Raw genomic sequence first — 18,705 nt, 5'->3', positions numbered from 1 at the left:
GGAATTGGCCAGATCATTCATGCGCACACCCTAGCGATCCTGTATGACAGAAAGATGACAATGCAGTGACGCAGGAAATCCGCCGCGTAGCAGGGCTGGCAGCGGACTAGAAATTAGGAGGCGAGGTCCAGCTCCTTCGGACCTGCCCGGGCCTTGAACCCAGCCAAGCGGCAGGTTCAAGGCGATTTGACCGGTGGCTTACTTGCCGCCTTCTTTCAGACCCAGATCAGCCAGTGCCTTGGCGGCAACTTTGGCTGGCAGTGGGATGTAACCGTCTTTGACCACCACTTCCTGGCCCTGCTTGGACAGCACCAGCTTCACGAACTCAGCTTCCAGCGGAGCCAGAGGCTTGTTCGGGGCCTTGTTGACGTAGACGTAGAGGAAGCGCGACAGCGGGTATTTGCCATTCAGGGCGTTTTCTTCGCTGTCTTCGATGAACTCAGTGCTGCCTTTTTTGGCCAGCGGTACGGTTTTCACGCTGGCGGTCTTGTAGCCGATGCCCGAGTAACCGATGCCGTTCAGCGAGGAACTGATCGACTGCACAACCGACGCCGAGCCTGGTTGCTCGTTCACGTTAGGCTTGTAGTCGCCTTTGCACAGGGCTTCTTCTTTGAAGTAGCCGTAGGTACCGGATACCGAGTTACGACCGAACAGCTGCACCGGCTTGTTGGCCAGGTCGCCGGTCACACCCAGGTCGCCCCAGGTTTTCACGTCGGCTTTAGCACCGCACAGGCGAGTCGAGGAGAAGATCGCGTCGACTTGTTCCATGGTCAGGTGCTGGATCGGGTTGTCCTTGTGTACGAACACGGCCAGGGCGTCCACGGCCACCGGGATAGCGGTTGGCTTGTAGCCGTACTTCTGCTCGAAGGCCGCCAGTTCGGTGTCCTTCATCTTGCGGCTCATCGGGCCCAGGTTGGAGGTGCCTTCAGTCAGCGCAGGTGGCGCAGTGGCGGAACCGGCAGCTTGAATCTGGATGTTGACGTTCGGGTATTCCTTTTTGTAACCCTCAGCCCACAGGGTCATCAGGTTGGCCAGGGTGTCAGACCCGACGCTGGACAAGTTGCCCGACACACCAGTGGTCTTCACATACGCCGGAATTGCCGGGTCAACACCAGCGGCCACCGCGTTGGCGGTCGCAACGCCAGCAGCGACAAACGTCATTGCCGCCATCAAACGTTTCAGTTTCATGCCTTGCTCCTAGCAGATAGGGATAGTTGGATCGGGGCCAAGTATCGGTAGGCCGTGTGAACACTCTATGTCTGGAATGTGACAATTAGATGAAAGGCCAGTATGGAACGAGGAGATCGAGCGCGGCGTGCAGGCCCCCTGAATACGGGGAATGTAAGGCGAGGGGTTAAGCGAGCGGACGGTTTTGAAATACCCTGTAATCGTTGTAACAATCAAACCCTGTGGCGAGCGTGCTCCCTCGCCACAGGTTATCGGTGCATATCAGCAGGGATCAGCGCCCACGCTTCCACAGATACCCGCCCACCAAGATCCCCATCACACACAGCACGGCCACGTAGTACGCCGGGCCCATCGGGCTTTCCTTCATCAGCAGCGACACCACCAACGGCGTCAGCCCGCCGAACACTGCGTAGGCCACGTTGTAGGAGAACGACAGGCCGCTGAAGCGCACCACCGGTGGGAAAGCTTTGACCATCACGTAAGGCACCACGCCGATGGTGCCGACGAACAGGCCGGTCAGGGCGTATAGCGGGAACAGCCAGTCGGGGTGGTCGAGAAGGCTGTGGTAGAGCGTCCAGGAGGTCGCCAGCAGCAACGCGCAACCGGCGGTCAGCACGCGCCCGGCGCCGAAGCGGTCGGCCAGGGCGCCGGAGGCGATGCAGCCCAGGCTCAGGGTCACGATGGCCAGGCTGTTGGCTTGCAGCGCCACGGTGGGGCTGAAGTGATATATGGTCTGCAGCACGGTCGGCGTCATCAGGATGACCACCACCACGCCGGCCGATAGCAGCCAGGTCAGCAGCATCGACAGCACGATGGCGCCACGGTGATCGCGCAGCACCGCGCGCAACGGCAACTCGGCGGCCAGGGTCTTGCGTTGCTGCATCTCGGCAAAAATCGGCGTTTCATGCAACCAGCGACGCAGGTACACCGACAACAGGCCGAACACACCGCCGAGCAGGAACGGGATACGCCAGGCGTAATCCGACACCTGTTCCGGGCTATACAGCGTGTTGATGGCAGTGGCCACCAGCGACCCCAGCAGAATACCGGCGGTCAGGCCGCTGGTCAGGGTGCCGCAGGCATAGCCGATATGCCGTGGCGGCACGTGCTCGGACACAAATACCCATGCTCCCGGCACCTCCCCGCCGATTGCCGCGCCTTGGATGATGCGCATCAGCAGCAACAACAGCGGCGCCCACAAGCCGATCTGCGCGTAGGTCGGCAGCAAGCCCATGATCAAGGTCGGCACGGCCATCATGAAGATGCTCAAGGTGAACATCTTCTTGCGCCCCAGCAGGTCGCCGAAGTGCGCCATGATGATGCCCCCCAGCGGACGCGCCAGGTAGCCGGCGGCGAAGATGCCGAAGGTTTGCATCATGCGCAGCCATTCGGGCATGTCGACCGGAAAGAAGAGTTTTCCGACCACGGTGGCGAAAAACACAAAAATGATGAAGTCGTAGAACTCCAGCGCCCCGCCCAAGGCGGACAGCGACAGGGTTTTGTAGTCGTTGCGGGTCAGCGGGCGCGAGGGTTGCGCACTGCTTGCGGGCACGGAGGACATGGCAAGGCTTCTCTTATTAGTCAGAACGGCAGATCCCAGGTGCTGGCTGCGCCAGGACGGGTTCGGCAAGATAGCAAATCGCCTGGAAAAGCACACCAGAAGCACAGTTGACGGAAAAAGCCGCATTACAGCCGCTAAATGCCGACCAAATGAGCGCCGGGAGGTCGTCGCGGCGCATGGGTGTCGATATACTCGGCCCTTGCACGCGCCAGACCCGCAGTCTTGAGGGCTGCTGTGCCAAAACGACGTTGGCGCCACCCAGCCGCTTTGGCAGAGTTTCCCTTTAGTACGCCTTACGAGAAACGCATCAGGCGGGGTATGGTGCTGAAACGTTTTTCCAGAAGACGGCTATCCACTTGAAATACCCATGAAGCGTCACGGGTCAGAGGCACCCTCGGCATGATCGAACTCGAACAAGAAGATCCTATCCCGCAAGGCGATCTCGCCCTGCAAATCACTGCGCTTCCGCGTGAAACCAACGGCTTTGGCGACATCTTCGGCGGCTGGCTGGTCGCGCAGATGGACCTGGCCGGCACCGCCATGGCCAGCAAGGTCGCTGGCGGGCGTGTGGCCACGGTAGCCATCGATCGTATGGCGTTCCTGGTGCCGGTGGCGGTGGGCGCGCAATTGTCCTTTTACACCCAGGCCCTGGAAATCGGCCGCAGCTCGATCCAGATGATGGTCGAAGTGTGGAGCGACGACCCCCTGTCCAGCGAATGGCGCAAGGTGACCGAGGCGGTCTTCGTGTTCGTCGCCATCGACGGCAGCGGCCGCACGCGTTCGGTACCGTCGCGCGCGCGTTAAACCTCATCGGGTTTTGACGGTCAATTGCCCCATTACCTGCCATTGAGAGTGCTTCGTATGCCTACGCCCCACGTTGAAACCGTGACAATCGACGAGCTGGACTGCTGGCGCATCCGCCACAACGGCGCCGAGCTGCAGGTGGCCCGGCAGGGTGCGCATATCTTCAGCTACCAGCGCGATGGTGAGCAGCCGTTGATCTGGCCGAACCCCGAAGCGGTATTCAAGCAGGGCAAAGGCATTCGTACCGGCGTGCCGGTGTGTTGGCCATGGTTTGGCGTTTTCGACCGCAACCCCGAGAGCGTCAAAGCGATGCGCCAGAGTGACCAACCGGCCGGCGCTCACGGGTTTGCGCGCACCGCACGCTGGGAATTGGCCGGAACCGAGCTTGAAGGCGACGCCTTGCGCATCGACCTGGGGCTACCGGTACCTGCGGGCGGCTTCCCCGGCTGGCCCCATCAGGTCGATCTCACCCTGAGCCTGCTGCTGGACGAGCAACTGCACATCCGCCTGACCAGCCACAACCGCGGCACCGACACCGTGACTCTGAGCCAGGCGCTGCATACCTACTTCGCCGTCAGCGATGTGCGCCAGGTTCAGGTCGAAGGCCTGGACGGCACGACATATATCGACACCGCCGACGGCTGGACCAGTAAGACCCAGTCCGGCCCGCTGCGCTTCAACGCCGAGACCGACCGCATCTACCTCGATACGCCCGCGCAGGTGAGCATCGTCGACAAAGACTGGCAGCGCCGCATCCAGCTCACGGCCCAGGGCTCTAAATCGACAGTGATCTGGAACCCCTGGACCGAGCGGGCCAAAGCCTTCGACGATATGGCCGATGACGGCTGGCAAAACATGCTGTGCATCGAGACGGCGAACGTGCTGGACGATGTGGTAACGCTGGCGCCGAACGAACGCCATACCCTGGGCGTAAGCATCACCGGCATCGCGCTGTAGATAAAGAACCCAATGTGGGAAGGGGCAACCCCCCTCCCACATTGATGGTATTGCGGCTTAGAGATCGGATTCCTTGACTACTCGCACCTTGCCCGCATCCAGCGCATAGGCCGCGTCGGCCAAATCGTTATTCACCGTCTCCACCTTCAACGTGCCGGTCACCCACAGCGGCGTGTAGATATCGTCCAGCTTCAACCCCTTGGGATAACGCACCAGCACCAGTTGGTTGGGCGGCGGTGGCGGTACGTGAATGCAGGCCCCTGGGTACGGCACCAGAAAGAACAGCGTGCTGCGGCCCTTGGCGTCGGTTTCCAGCGGAACCGGGTAACCGCCGATGCGGATATTCTTGCCGTTCATGGCGGCCACGGTCTTGGTGGAATACATCACCGCCGGCAAGCCTTTGCTCTGCTTCAAGCCGCCTTTGTCGGTAAAGGTGCCCTGGGCTTCGGGGGAGTTGTGATCGATCTCGGGCATGGCCTCAAGGGCCTTTTGGTCCGACAGCGGCATCAGGTCGAGCCAGTCGGTTTCCGGCAGTTCGCCGGCGTGTGCCAGGCCAGTGCCCAGCAGGAGAAAAATCAATAGAAAACGGCGCATGGAGAGGCTCGGCAAGTACAAGTGCCGAGCATTCTAGCCCTCTGCGCCTGCGCAGCGCAGAGGACTTTGTCGGCTGATTACTTCTTTTTGATCAGGCCGTAGATCACCAGCAAGACGATTGCGCCGACCAGCGCACCGATGAAGCCAGCACCTTGACCTGCCTGATAGATACCCAGCGCCTGGCCACCGTAAGTCGCGGCCAGGGAGCCGGCGATACCGAGCAGGATGGTCATGATCCAGCCCATGCTGTCGTCGCCAGGCTTGAGGAAACGCGCGAGCAGACCGACGATCAGGCCGATAAAAATGGTTCCGATGATACCCATGGCATTTCCCTCTGAATGAATGTGTGTCATGGCAAAGCCTAGCCAGGCTTTACCACCCTGCATTCAGAGAGACGGCGGGGCCCAATGGTTCCCGCCGTGCCGAGGCTTATTGCTCGGCGATCAGCGCTTCGACCTTGAGGATCTGCGCCTGCAGCGTCGCGCGGTCCTGGCAACGCAGGTTGGCGTGGCCGACCTTGCGCCCGGCCTTGAAGGCCTTGCCGTAGTGGTGCAGGTGGCAGTCGTCGATCGCAATCACGCGCTCTACCGGCGGGACCACGCCGATGAAATTGAGCATCGCGCTCTCGCCCACCTTGGCCGTGGAGCCCAGCGGCAAGCCTGCTACCGCCCGCAGGTGGTTCTCGAACTGGCTGCACTCGGCGCCTTCGGTGGTCCAGTGCCCGGAGTTGTGAACGCGTGGGGCGATCTCGTTGGCCTTGAGGCCACCGTCGACCTCAAAGAACTCGAACGCCATCACGCCGACGTAATCCAGTTGCTTGAGCACACGGCTGGAATAGTCTTCGGCCAGGGCCTGCAATGGGTGATCGGTGCTGGCTACCGACAGCTTGAGGATGCCGCTGTCGTGGGTGTTGTGCACCAGCGGGTAAAAACGGGTTTCGCCATCGCGGGCGCGCACGGCGATCAGTGAGACCTCGCCGGTGAAGGGCACAAAGCCTTCCAGCAGGCAGGCAACGCTGCCCAGTTCAGCGAAGGTGCCAATCACATCCGCTTCGGTGCGCAGCACTTTCTGGCCCTTGCCGTCGTAACCCAGGGTGCGGGTTTTCAGCACGGCCGGCAGGCCGATGCGGGCGACGGCGGCTTCCAGGTCCGCTTGGGACTGGATATCGGCGAAGTCCGGGGTCGGGATGCCCAGGTCCTTAAACATGCTTTTCTCGAACCAACGGTCGCGGGCGATGCGCAAGGCTTCGGCGCTCGGGTACACGGGCACGAATTGCGACAGGAAGGCCACGGTTTCAGCCGGGACGCTTTCGAACTCGAAGGTCACCAGGTCCACTTCGTCGGCCAGTTGGCGCAGGTGATCCGGGTCGCTGTAGTCAGCGCGCAGATGCTCACCCAAGGCCGCGGCGCAGGCGTCCGGCGCCGGGTCCAGGAAAGCGAAGTTCATCCCCAGCGGGGTGCCCGCCAGGGCGAGCATGCGGCCCAGCTGGCCGCCACCGATTACACCGATCTTCATGGTCTACAACCTCAGGCGATGCGTGGGTCTGGATTGTCCAGCACGCTGTCTGTCTGTTCAGCACGGAATTTTTTCAGCACCGCGTGGAACTGCGGGTGCTTGGCGCCCAGGATGCTGGCAGACAGCAACGCGGCGTTGATCGCGCCGGCCTTGCCGATCGCCAGGGTCGCCACCGGGATGCCGGCCGGCATCTGCACGATGGACAACAGCGAATCCACGCCCGAGAGCATCGACGATTGCACCGGCACGCCGAGCACCGGCAGGTGGGTCTTGGCCGCACACATGCCGGGAAGGTGCGCTGCGCCGCCGGCGCCAGCGATGATCACCTCGATGCCTCGGGATTCTGCTTCATCGGCATACTGGAACAGCAGGTCCGGGGTGCGGTGGGCAGAGACCACCTTCACTTCGTACGGAATGCCGAGTTTTTCCAGCATATCGGCGGTGTGGCTAAGGGTGGACCAATCGGACTTGGAGCCCATGATCACGCCAACCAATGCACTCATCGTCGTGCCTCTTCTCTCTGGGCGCCCGCAGGCGCGTCAAAAAACAACAAGCCACGCGGGAAATCCGGCGTGGCTTGTTGTACGAATGGTGGCCGGTTGGACCGGCCGAAGGCCGCGCAGTATACCGTAATAATTCAGATAAACAGCCCCTGGAACGATCATCTGTCCAGTGGCGCAAACCGGCGGTTTTATTGACTTTCAGGTCAGCGAAAACACTACAAAACCTGTGGGAGCCGGCTTGCCTGCGATGGCGGAAGGTCAGTGCCTGAAATGTCGGCTGATACACCACTATCGCAGGCAAGCCAGCTCCCACGTTTGATCTGTGTTGGCTCAAGTATTCTGCGCCGCCCCACCTTCCAACTTACGCCACAACAACCGCACATTCGCCTTACGCACCAACGCACAGCGGTACAGACGAATTTCCAGCGGCACATGCCATTGCGGCCCGCCGCAGACCACCAACTCGCCGCGGGCCAGTTCGGCACGCACGCTCAGTTGCGGCACCCACGCAATACCCAAGCCTTCCAGCGCCATGCTTTTGAGGCTGTCGGCCATGGCGGTTTCGTACACAGTGGTAAAGCGCAAGGCGCGCTGGCGCAGCAGCAAATGCACCGAGCGGCCCAGGAAGGCACCGGCGCTGTAGGCCAGCAACGGCACGCTGCCCTCGCCTTCCAGATCGAACAGCGGCTTGCCGTTGGCATCGGCGGCGCACACCGGCAGCATTTCGGTGTTGCCCAGGTGCAGGGACGGGAAGATTTCGGCGTCCATCTGCATTGCTGCGTCCGGGTCGTAGAACGCTAGCATCAAATCACAGCCACCTTCACGCAGGGCATGCACGGCATCGCCGACGTTGGTGGCCACCAGCCGCGTGGCGATGTTCAGGCCTTCGTTGCGCAGTTGCGCGATCCAGCGTGGGAAGAACCCCAGCGCCAGGGAGTGGGCGGCCGCCACCTGCATGACTTCGCCCTGCCCGCCTTCCAAATGATGCAAATGGCGCAGCACTTCGCCCAGTTGCTCGACCACGGTGCGCGCGGTGACCAGGAACAACTGCCCCGCCGCCGTCAGTTCCACGGGAGTGCGCGAGCGGTTGACCAGGGTCAGGCCCAACGCGGCTTCCAAGCTGCGGATGCGTCGGCTGAACGCCGGCTGGGTGACGAAGCGCCGCTCCGCCGCCTGGGAAAAGCTGCGGGTCGCCGCCAGGGCACTGAAGTCTTCCAGCCATTTGCTCTCAAGGTTCATCACTTCCTCCCACGGATATGCACCATTTTGGCACACACGCCCGCCACGTTAGCCGGGTCACACGCCCATTATGCCGTTTGTGCATAGGATAGTGTTTAACAGCATTGGCCCTGAAACGTCCAGAAGCCTAGGATTCACAGCGTTCCGGCTTAGCCCGGGTCCATATCGAGATGATTTCCGTCATGTCCTCCGCTGCATCATTCCGCACAGAAAAAGACCTGCTTGGCGTACTCGAAGTACCCGCTCAAGCGTATTACGGCATCCAAACCCTGCGAGCGGTGAACAACTTCCGCCTCTCGGGCGTTCCGATTTCGCATTACCCGAAATTGGTGGTCGGCCTGGCAATGGTCAAGCAAGCCGCCGCTGATGCCAACCGCGAGTTGGGCCAGCTCAGCGAAGCCAAGCACGCTGCCATCAGCGAAGCCTGTGCCCGTCTGATCCGCGGCGATTTCCACGAAGAATTCGTGGTGGACATGATTCAAGGCGGCGCCGGCACTTCAACCAACATGAATGCCAACGAAGTCATCGCCAACATCGCGCTGGAGGCCATGGGCCATCAGAAGGGCGAATACCAGTACCTGCACCCCAACAACGACGTGAACATGGCGCAGTCGACCAACGACGCCTACCCGACCGCGATCCGCCTGGGTCTGCTGCTGGGCCATGACGCGCTGTTGGCCAGCCTCGACAGCCTGATCCAGGCGTTCGCCGCCAAGGGCGAAGAGTTCAGCCACGTGCTGAAAATGGGCCGCACCCAACTGCAAGACGCCGTGCCGATGACCCTCGGCCAGGAATTCCGCGCCTTCGCCACCACTCTCGGTGAAGACCTGGCCCGCCTGAAAACCCTGGCGCCAGAGCTGCTGACCGAAGTGAACCTGGGCGGCACCGCCATCGGCACCGGCATCAACGCCGACCCGCGCTACCAGGCCCTGGCCGTACAGCGCCTGGCCGTCATCAGCGGCCAGCCCGTGGTTCCGGCGGCCGACCTGATCGAAGCCACTTCCGACATGGGCGCCTTCGTGCTGTTCTCCGGCATGCTCAAGCGTACTGCGGTGAAGCTGTCGAAGATCTGCAACGACCTGCGTCTGCTGTCCAGCGGCCCACGCACCGGCATCAACGAGATCAACCTGCCGGCACGCCAGCCAGGCAGCTCAATCATGCCCGGCAAGGTCAACCCGGTGATTCCGGAAGCGGTCAACCAGGTGGCGTTCCAAGTCATCGGCAACGACCTGGCCCTGACCATGGCGGCCGAAGGCGGCCAGCTGCAACTGAACGTGATGGAGCCGCTGATCGCTTTCAAGATCTTCGACTCGATCCGCCTGCTGCAACGCGCCATGGACATGCTGCGCGAGCACTGCATCGTCGGCATCACCGCCAACGAAGCCCGCTGCCGCGAACTGGTGGAGCACTCCATCGGCCTGGTCACCGCGCTGAACCCGTACATCGGCTATGAAAACGCCACCCGCATTGCGCGTATCGCCCTGGAAAGCGGCCGCGGTGTGCTGGAACTGGTGCGCGAAGAAGGCTTGCTCGACGACGCCATGCTCGACGACATCCTGCGCCCCGAAAACATGATTGCCCCACGCTTGGTCCCGCTGAAGGCCTAAGCGTTAGATGCACCGCTCACCAGGTTGAGGGACTAGACACCTCTCACCTTTTGAGGGCCTGAAGGCTCGTTCTTCAGGCCCTTTTTTTTGCCTCAAGGTTGTGAAATGAAGCCCATAAAAAATCCAATATCGCCCTGCAAACCCACCTTGCCTGCAACAGCTTGGCTGAAACCTTTAATCAGCCCGAGCAGACGGATCACGTTCGCCTAGGTATAGTGCCGCCCCTCTTCGCGTCTGCGGCTGTCGGTAACGACGCCCGGAAATCCGCGAAACCGCATGAATAACAACCCGCAAAAGGATTGGGGTCGAACCGTCGCGCACTGCCTGGTGCGATGCGACGTCTTTGAGCCGTCCTGCGTTTGCCATTAGAAAAATCAGCGAGGAACACTCCATGCTCGAAGTCATCAACGACTTCCTCTCAGGGAAAGTACTGATCGTGCTCATTGTCGGGCTCGGCGGTTATTTCACGATCCGCTCGCGTTTCGTACAGCTACGCCACTTTTTCCACATGTTTTCGGTGTTTCGCGACAGCCTCAAGAGTAGTGCCGGCCAGCTCAGCTCGTTCCAGGCGCTGATGCTCAGCCTCGCCGGGCGCGTGGGTGCCGGCAACATCGCCGGTGTCGGCATTGCCGTTACCCTCGGCGGCCCGGGTGCCGTGTTCTGGATGTGGGTCACCGCATTGGTGGGCATGTCTTCGAGCTTTATCGAGTGCTCCCTCGGCCAGTTGTACAAGCGTACAGACGCGGAAGGCACCTTCCGTGGCGGCCCGGCTTATTACATCCAGCACGGTCTGCACAAACGCTGGCTGGGCATGGTCATGGCGTTCCTGTTGTTAGTGACCTTCGGTTTTGCCTTCAACGGCCTGCAAGCCCATGCCGTGACCCACTCGCTGAACAACGCCTTCGGCCTGGACACCACCTACACCGGCCTGGCCCTGGCGATATTGCTGGGCCTGGTGTTTATCGGCGGGATCAAGCGCATCGCGTCGATCGCCGACCTGCTGGTGCCGGTCAAGACCCTGGTCTACATCGCCGTGACTCTGTACGTGATCGTGCTGCAATTCGACCACGTACCGGCCATGCTCGCGACCATCGTCAAGAGCGCCTTCGGCCTCGACCAAGCCTTCGGCGGCCTGGTGGGCAGCGCCATCATCATGGGCGTCAAGCGCGGCGTGTTCGCCAACGAAGCCGGTTTGGGCAGTGCGCCTAACGTGGCGGCAGTTGCCTCGGTTGAGCACCCGATCGCCCAGGGCGTGGTCCAGGCATTCAGCGTGTTCCTCGACACTTTCGTGATCTGCACCTGCACCGCGCTGCTGATCCTGCTCTCCGGTTTCTACACCCCAGGCTTTGAAGGCGACGGCATTGCCCTGACCCAGAACTCCCTGGCGGCAGTGGTCGGCGATTGGGGCCGCATGTTCATCTCGGTAGCCCTGGCGTTGTTCGTGTTCACCTCGATCATGTACAACTACTACCTCGGCGAGAGCAACCTGCGCTTCCTGGTGGGCAACAACCGCAAAGTGCTGATGGGCTACCGCACCCTGGTACTGGTGCTGATTTTCTGGGGTTCGATCGAGAACCTGAGCACCGTGTTCGCCTTCGCTGACATCACCATGACCATGCTGGCGTTCGTCAACCTGTTCGCCCTGGCGTTCCTGTTCAAGATCGCCATGCGCATCCTCAAGGACTACGACGACCAGCGCGCAGCGGGCATCAAGACCCCGGTGTTCGACTCCAGCCAGTTCCCGGACCTGGACCTGGATCGCAAGGCTTGGCCGGCCAACCCGGTCAAGTCCGAGCCAGCCGCTCAAGCGAGCGCTGAACTGAACGCTCAAACGCAACGTTGAGCGTAGGTAGATGACACGCCGCCCGGCCTTGGGCATGCTCGGGGCCCGGCGGCGTTTTTCGTTCAGGAGAATTCTCGATGTCCCCAGCCAACAACATCATGGTGCTCTACACCGGCGGCACCATCGGCATGCAGGCCAGCGCCAACGGCCTGGCGCCCGCGTCGGGTTTCGAAGCGCGCATGCGCGAACAGTTTGCCGACGTGAAGGTGCCTACCTGGCGCTTCCGTGAAATGTCCCCGCTGATCGACAGCGCCAACATGACCCCGACCTACTGGCAGCACCTGCGCTGCGCCGTGGTCGAGGCCGTGGACGACGGCTGCGACGCGGTGCTGATCCTGCACGGCACCGACACCCTGGCCTACAGCGCGGCGGCCATGGCGTTCCAACTGCTGGGCCTGCCGGCGCCGGTGGTGTTCACCGGTTCCATGCTGCCGGCGGGCGTGCCCGACAGCGATGCCTGGGAAAACGTCCGCGGCGCCCTGCTGGCGCTGGGCGCGGGCCTGGCACCGGGCGTGCATTTGTACTTCCACGGCGCGCTGATGGCGCCGACCCGCTGCGCGAAAATCCGCAGCTTCGGCCGTCACCCTTTCGCCGCGCTACAGCGTCAGGGCGGCGCAGCCAAGGTCGATGCCATTGCCGATACCTTGGGCTATCGCCAGCCCAAGGCGCTGGCGAACGTCGGCGTGCTGCCTCTGGTGCCCGGTCTTTCGGCGGCGCTGCTCGACAGCCTGATCGACAGCGGCATCCAAGCGCTGATCCTGGAATGCTACGGCAGCGGCACCGGGCCCAGCGACAATCCGGCCTTCCTCGCCAGCCTGCAGCGCGCACAGAATCAGGGCGTGGTGGTGGTGGCCATCACCCAATGCCATGAAGGCGGCGTAGAACTGGACGTGTATGAAGCTGGCAGCCGCTTGCGCGGCGTCGGTGTGCTGTCCGGTGGCGGCATGACCCGTGAGGCGGCGTTCGGCAAGCTCAACGCCCTGCTCGGGGCGGGGCTGCCCACTGCCGAGGTCCGTCGTCTGGTCGAACTGGACCTGTGCGGCGAACTGAGCTGACGTCCGATACATAGTCACTCCCGCCGCTGACCTGGCGGTGCCTAGCATGGAAAACCCGAGCCCTCGCTCGGGTGTTTTCCATCAGCCGGCACCACAGGAATGCCCCCATGACCTCTTCAACCTCCACTTCCACGCAACAACCCACGGGCAATGACCCCAGCCTGGAGCTGATCGCGCAGTTCTATGCAGGCCCCTCCTTCCGCGAAGCCGCCACCGCAACGTTGCGCCAGGCGCTGAACGAACACTATCCGAACCTGAACATCGACCCCGGCAGCACCCTGATGGGGTCGCCAACCTGGACCCTGGTAGGCGATGAACTTGTGGCCGGGCCGCCCGACTATCACGCGCTGAGCGATCTGCTGGCGCGCCAGGCAGTGCTTGCCGTACCGGCGCTGTGTATCGAGGGCGAACATTTTCTCACCCGCCAACCGGTGACCGACCCGCCGGTGCATTTGCCCGTGCGCATGACCGACATCGCAAAAATCCTCAACACCCGTGCCCCGGTGATGCTCAGTGTGTTTCAGGAATACCTGGTCGAGTACTGGAACGAGAGCAATACCCTGGGCCCGCGCTGGCAGGAACTGTCCAGCACCCTGCGCAATGGCTGGAACGTGCAAAACGTCGAAGGCTGGGACGAGACCGACCACGCCATGGCACGTCGGCTGTTCCGCTTGCCCGAGCGCGCCACTCGGCAGGTCGACGACCCGTACACCAGCACCGCCAGCATCGTCGAGGTCCAGCAGTTGCATGGCGAATCGGCACAGGGGTTCACTCCGCTGATGTTCGCGGTGCTGTCGGGGCAGGTTCAAGGGCGCCCGGTCATCCTCAGTTACTCCCTGCTCAAGGGCTATGAGAAGTTCGATTCTTTGCAGCAGTTAGGCCAGTCATTGCCCGATCACGTTGGGCCACAGGCACAGCTGTCAGGGTTGCAATGGCGCCTGTATGAGCCCGACGGTCACTTTTTCGATTACCTGGCCTGCACCTTCATCGCTCAACAGGTGGACGCCGTTGGCGCGATGGATTTCTCCGATCTGCGCCAGGGCAGCCCCAGCCGGATCAACAGCGCGTTGAACTCAACCCCTGGCGCGGATGATGCGGCGGCGCAGAAAGGCCCAGGCTTGGAGTGGTATCGCGATGCCCTGCCCGACTGGCTGAGCGCCGGCTCCACCGCAGACTTGAACAACTACGCGCGGCACCTCAAAGACCTCGCGGCCCTTAATAGCCAGCATGCCGGCCAGTCCTACCTCGATGGCATCCCCGGCATCGAGGAGTACGCCCTGGCCCAGCTCAGGCAACAGGTGCTGATTGACCACCCGGACGCCCAGCATCTGCCCTTGGACAAAGTCGTGGTGAGGGTGCAAAGCGTCGTCACCTGGGGCACGTTCATCGTGCCCGGCGCCACCGAGACCACCACCTTTACCCTGGTGGAGCTGGCGCTGCAGAACTTGATCGCACTGCCCCTGGGCACCAAGACGGTTCAACTGCCCAACGGCGCACAGCTGCCCGCCTGGCTGACCGTCGATTACGTAGAGCAACTGATTCAAGAGGTGGATATCGGCAAGAACTACCCCGAGCTGATCAAAGCCCAATTGGTGGATATTCGCCAGGAAGCTGCGCGGCGCAGGAATCTGTACACCGAACAGGTGCGTATCCAACTGCCGCTGATGGCGCTGCAAAGCAAACTTCGCCAACAGAACGGAATCGACGAGCAAGGCTACCGTTACATCGCCGCGCTGATGAATGCCGAGGCCCACGAGCGCAAAGTCGATAACCAGACGATTGTCATGCGCCCGTTGGCGTTCGCGCCCAAACGCCGCACGGATGGCACGTATGACACGGTGGAAAACATGTACGTGATCGGCCCGCAAAGCCTCACGGCCGGCCCCTGCCTGCTGTATCGCCCACTGTTCGACCCACCGCTGGTTCAATACGCCTCGCCCGCCAACCTGATCTATGCGATCGCGCAATCGGAATCGCTGCGCAGCTCGGTCCTGGCCTGGCTGCCCGACGCGGTGCGCGAGGACTACGCCAACTACGTATTCCCAGGGGACCTGCCGTCGCCGTGGGCGGTTGCCGAGTACCTGGTCGAGCCCGATAAACTCTGGACCCTGAGCGGCCCTATGACCCTGGCCAACACCGTGTTGAACGGCGACCTGCTGGGGACGTTGTTCAATGCCAACGCGCAGGCACTGATCGCCTTGGCGGACCGCACGTCGGTGTCCAACGCCGAAAGCCGCTGGGCAACGTTCAAGCAGGCCGGCTGGACCCTGCTCAATGCCGTGCTGCCCTTTCTCAGCCCGACGCTTGGCACCGCGGCGTGGATTTGGCAGATCCTCGATCAACTCAAGCAATTGGCCGAGGCCGAACAGCAACACGACACCGCGACGCAACAAGCCACCCTCACCGACGTGCTGCTCAACCTCGGCCTGGCGATCACCCTGCACATCGCCACACGCCATTCGCGTATAGGCCCGACACTGGCAGCGCGCCGGGGGCCGGAGGCGGAACCGCCAGTCAAGAAACTCGTCATCCAACAAGTGCTTGCCACCCCGGCGAGCGACCCGTTGACCGAACGTGGATCCCCGCTGAACATCCTCGGCGCCGTCAATCGCCTGCCCGAAAAACTCGGCACCGTCCTGGACCGCTTCAAAGTGGATAAGCCCTCAGACCTGAGTGCTCCCATCGCCGAAGCCGGTACTTATCAGCACCTCTACCGTTCAGGGCAGCACTATTACGTGCCCGTGGGCGCACGCTGGTTTCAGGTCTCGGCTCAACCGGACGAGCCGGTGCACATCGTCGATCCGAAACAACCGGAACGTAGCGGGCCGATGCTGGTGCACAATGCCGCCGGCCAATGGTTTATCGATACCCGCTTGCGCTTGCGCGGTGGTGGCCCCAAACGGGCGATCAAGCGAGCCAGCCTTGAAGCCGCGGAAAGAGCCAAGCAACTGCGCGACAAACTGCAAGCCTTCGAGAAAGCCAAAAAAACCGCACAGGTTGAATTGCAGCAAGCGCACACAGCCATGACCGATGCCCCCGGCACCTCGACCGAGGCCAAGCGCCAGCTTTACCTGCAAAAGCTCGCCAGCCAGCGCGCGGACTATGAAACCGCACTGCAACAGCTCAAAGAACTGAACGTGTTTGACCCCTTGCCCGATTACCAGCCCAGGGCCATGGCCTACCTCAAGGCACAGCTGGATTTATCCGAAGCCAGCATCAGCGAGACCCAGCGCAGCTTTACCCCGGTGTTCCGCCGCGTGTTGGACCAGATCGAACGCCAGGCTCATGCACCCCAAGAGCGACATATCGAAGACGCTCGAACCCTCACCGAAATGAACCGAGACATGATCGAACGCCTGGACTACGTGCAGTCGCGCTTCGAACAGTTACGCCAATTGCCCTCCGAAGGGCTGCGCCAGATCCAGGAACGGAAAAAACGCCTACCCGCCTACAACAGCAGCGATCTACGGGCCATGCAAGTGACCATGGCGCGCAACCTGTGCATGCGTGAAGCCTCGCTGAGCAGCGCGCCCGATGCGTGGGAGGCCTTGGACCAGATCGTCAATGCCGCCGATATCGCGATCCAGGCCCTGCGCGACACCTTGCACGAGCGCAGCGAAACACGCCTGGATGAGCGCATCGAGGCGCTGGGGAGTCTGATCGAACAATTTGCCGTGATCGATGAGCGCCTCGAAGACCTGCCGCAAGATTTTGCCGACGCCATCATTCCCGAGCAGCTGGCCAGTTTGCGCAGCAAAATACGCCAATACTCACAAGACACGCAGGTGCAACTGGCCCTCCTGCACCTGGACCGCGATGCCCTCAGGAGCCGCCCCACGCCGCCGCCCACGCCGCCCAAGCCCAAGATGAAATTCATCCACACCCGCTACAACGGCGTATTGATCGGCGAACCGCGCTTGACGCCGGTCGGACTGGAAACCGGCCTGGTGGATATCAAGTCGCCGATCACACAGCAGGTGATCGCGACCTATCACCAGAAAGGTCAGGATGTGTACGTGCAGCGCATCAGCACACCGACGCCAACGCCGCCCGCCGTGCCGGATATCCAGGTTGCCCTCGATAAAGCCAAGGGGTTTCTCGACGATTTGCACAGCTTCAAGACCCGCGCCGACGAACAGGCGGCCAAGCCCACCCGCACCGCAATGGGCATTGAGTACCTGTACCACCAGCACGCCCTGCGGCTGGAAGAGACCGACCAGGCCATCGAGCATGGCTTGGCGTCGGCCAGCCTTACCGCCGACCAGCACCGCGCCGCCGCGATTCTCAGCCGCAAACTCAAAGAGGCCACCGCCGAACTCTACCAAGAGGCCACGCAACATATGCTGCGCATGATCCGCGAAAAGCCGCCGACCATCGCCGGTGTGGATTGGCTGCTGCAACGCCACAAAGTCACTTTGAAGAAAACCATGAGCCGCCGTCGACTCAAGAGCGCCAAGCCCGATTACCTGGATGAATACACCGTCGCCGATCGCACCACCCATGAAGTGCTCTGGTACGCCCACTTCCACTACTCAACGTCATGGACGCCGGCCAAGGCGTTTATTTCCGCTCGGTTGAAAACCCCGGCCGAGCGCCGTCTGGGGCTGGCCGCCGACACCGTCAATGGGCTGAACGCGCAGCAGCGGCTGGATTACTACCGCAGCGAAATCAATCTGGAGCAAGCCCGTCGGTTGTTCTTCAACCTCTGATCGGGCATTGCACGCGGCATGGGAATTGCTCGCTTCTGGCAATCGTCCCAGGGACTTACCCCATGCTGCACTCGCACCTGACCACCCTCAACGCCGTTTCGCTGGTACTCGACGCCTTCAGCGCCGACGGCATCCATCAGCAGGTGCTGCTGGCCGGCAGCGGCATTGCGAGCGCGGACCTGCACCAGCCCGACACGCGAATCACCACGCGTCAGGAGATGCGGGTCTGCGCCAATGCCGTAGCGCTGCGCCGCGACCTGGGGCTGGACCTGGGCCAGCGCATGCACGTGTCGTCCTACGGCATGCTGGGTTATGCGCTGCTCACCAGTGCCACCTTCGGTGACGCTTTGCGCCTGGCGCTGCGCTACCCCGCATTGCTGGGAACACTTTTCGAGCTGAGCCTTGAAGAGGACGGCCAACGGATCTGGTTCACTGCCAGCGATTATCGGGAAGACCCGGCGCTGGCCGCGTTCAATATCGAGCTGTGCCTGGTGTCGCTCAAAGTCATCTGCGACGACCTGCTCGGCCAGCCGCTGCCACTGTTGGGGGCGCGCTTCGACTATCCGGCGCCGGCCTATCAGGCACGCTACCGCGAACGTTTCACCTGCCCGTTGCAGTTCCAGGCCGCCGGCAACGCGTTTGCCTTCGACCGTCACTGGCTCGATCAACCGTTGCCGCTGGCCGATGCCATCACCCATCGCGCCATGGCCGAACGCTGCCGCAAACAGAACACCGAATTCACCGGGCGCCAGGCGTGGCTGGGGCGCGTGCGCCAGTTACTGGCCTCGCAACTGCACGCCGCGCCGGGGCTGGATCGGCTGGCCGAACAGCTGAACTGCTCGTCACGCACCTTGCGGCGGCACCTGCACGATCTGGGCAGCAGCTACCAGGAGTTGCTCGACGAATTGCGGTTCGAGCGCGCCAAGCAATGGTTGGCAGAGGATGCGATGCCGATCCACTGCATCGCCGAGCAGTTGGGTTTCAGTGAAACCGCGAGTTTCCGACATGCCTTCGTGCGCTGGAGCGGGGTCGCGCCGAGCCAGTTCCGGCCATGAAGGGGCAAAAGAGGCCAGACTGGACAGCGCGCCTGGCCATATTTATCCCCTTTTGGCCGCTCCTGTCGTTCTCTT

Annotated in this window: 14 protein-coding genes; 7 read left to right on the top strand and 7 right to left on the bottom strand. The window is 62.2% G+C overall.

From position 1 onward, the window contains the following. Window positions 1-198: 198 nt before the first annotated feature. On the bottom strand, window positions 199-1,188 hold the full coding sequence (locus FIV35_RS02815) for a phosphate ABC transporter substrate-binding protein PstS (RefSeq protein WP_034101525.1): 990 nt from the start codon (window positions 1,186-1,188) through the stop codon (window positions 199-201). 271 nt (window positions 1,189-1,459) lie between these two features. Continuing rightward, window positions 1,460-2,749 carry an MFS transporter gene (locus tag FIV35_RS02810; RefSeq protein WP_034115470.1) on the bottom strand — a complete coding sequence of 430 codons (1,290 nt, stop codon included), beginning with the start codon at window positions 2,747-2,749 and terminating at the stop codon, window positions 1,460-1,462. 399 nt (window positions 2,750-3,148) lie between these two features. On the opposite strand from FIV35_RS02810, the gene FIV35_RS02805 reads away from it, so the two are divergent. Then, a complete protein-coding gene (locus tag FIV35_RS02805; RefSeq protein WP_003176975.1) occupies window positions 3,149-3,553 on the top strand; it encodes an acyl-CoA thioesterase in 405 nt (134 codons plus the stop codon). A gap of 57 nt (window positions 3,554-3,610) precedes the next feature. After that, window positions 3,611-4,510, top strand: coding sequence for a D-hexose-6-phosphate mutarotase (locus tag FIV35_RS02800; protein ID WP_034139847.1), 900 nt, complete (start codon window positions 3,611-3,613; stop codon window positions 4,508-4,510). Between the two features lie 57 nt (window positions 4,511-4,567). On the opposite strand, the gene FIV35_RS02795 is transcribed toward FIV35_RS02800, so the two are convergent. From FIV35_RS02795 to FIV35_RS02775, 5 genes are all read right to left on the bottom strand, one after another. Further along, window positions 4,568-5,104 carry a DUF3299 domain-containing protein gene (locus FIV35_RS02795; RefSeq protein WP_034101528.1) on the bottom strand — a complete coding sequence of 179 codons (537 nt, stop codon included), beginning with the start codon at window positions 5,102-5,104 and terminating at the stop codon, window positions 4,568-4,570. Between the two features lie 77 nt (window positions 5,105-5,181). Beyond that, entirely contained in the window at window positions 5,182-5,427 is a 246-nt protein-coding gene (locus FIV35_RS02790; RefSeq protein ID WP_005792540.1) for a GlsB/YeaQ/YmgE family stress response membrane protein, read from the bottom strand. Window positions 5,428-5,533: 106 nt separating this feature from the next. Continuing rightward, window positions 5,534-6,619: a 5-(carboxyamino)imidazole ribonucleotide synthase gene (locus tag FIV35_RS02785; protein WP_034139848.1), complete on the bottom strand. Its 1,086-nt coding sequence runs from the start codon at window positions 6,617-6,619 to the stop codon at window positions 5,534-5,536. 11 nt (window positions 6,620-6,630) lie between these two features. Beyond that, window positions 6,631-7,122, bottom strand: coding sequence for a 5-(carboxyamino)imidazole ribonucleotide mutase (purE, locus tag FIV35_RS02780; RefSeq protein ID WP_003195648.1), 492 nt, complete (start codon window positions 7,120-7,122; stop codon window positions 6,631-6,633). A 330-nt stretch (window positions 7,123-7,452) separates the two neighbouring features. Next, window positions 7,453-8,361, bottom strand: coding sequence for a LysR substrate-binding domain-containing protein (locus FIV35_RS02775; RefSeq protein ID WP_034139849.1), 909 nt, complete (start codon window positions 8,359-8,361; stop codon window positions 7,453-7,455). 182 nt (window positions 8,362-8,543) lie between these two features. On the opposite strand from FIV35_RS02775, the gene aspA reads away from it, so the two are divergent. From aspA to FIV35_RS02750, 5 genes are all read left to right on the top strand, one after another. After that, the gene (gene aspA / locus FIV35_RS02770; protein WP_034101530.1) at window positions 8,544-9,968 is read left to right on the top strand and encodes an aspartate ammonia-lyase; all 1,425 of its coding nucleotides are present in this window, start codon (window positions 8,544-8,546) and stop codon (window positions 9,966-9,968) included. Between the two features lie 391 nt (window positions 9,969-10,359). After that, entirely contained in the window at window positions 10,360-11,811 is a 1,452-nt protein-coding gene (locus tag FIV35_RS02765) for an alanine/glycine:cation symporter family protein (protein ID WP_034139850.1), read from the top strand. A 77-nt stretch (window positions 11,812-11,888) separates the two neighbouring features. Beyond that, entirely contained in the window at window positions 11,889-12,866 is a 978-nt protein-coding gene (locus FIV35_RS02760; protein ID WP_034115473.1) for an asparaginase, read from the top strand. Window positions 12,867-12,973: 107 nt separating this feature from the next. Next, a complete protein-coding gene (locus FIV35_RS02755; protein WP_034139851.1) occupies window positions 12,974-17,575 on the top strand; it encodes a coiled-coil domain-containing protein in 4,602 nt (1,533 codons plus the stop codon). A 62-nt stretch (window positions 17,576-17,637) separates the two neighbouring features. Further along, window positions 17,638-18,630, top strand: a complete 993-nt coding sequence (locus FIV35_RS02750) for an AraC family transcriptional regulator (RefSeq protein ID WP_034101534.1) — start codon at window positions 17,638-17,640, stop codon at window positions 18,628-18,630. Window positions 18,631-18,705: the final 75 nt, after the last annotated feature.

Origin of the sequence: Pseudomonas rhodesiae, from assembly GCF_007858255.1 — a bacterium.
GTDB classification, from domain to species: Bacteria; Pseudomonadota; Gammaproteobacteria; order Pseudomonadales; family Pseudomonadaceae; genus Aquipseudomonas; species Aquipseudomonas rhodesiae.
This window is presented reverse-complemented; position numbering and strand designations above follow the sequence as displayed.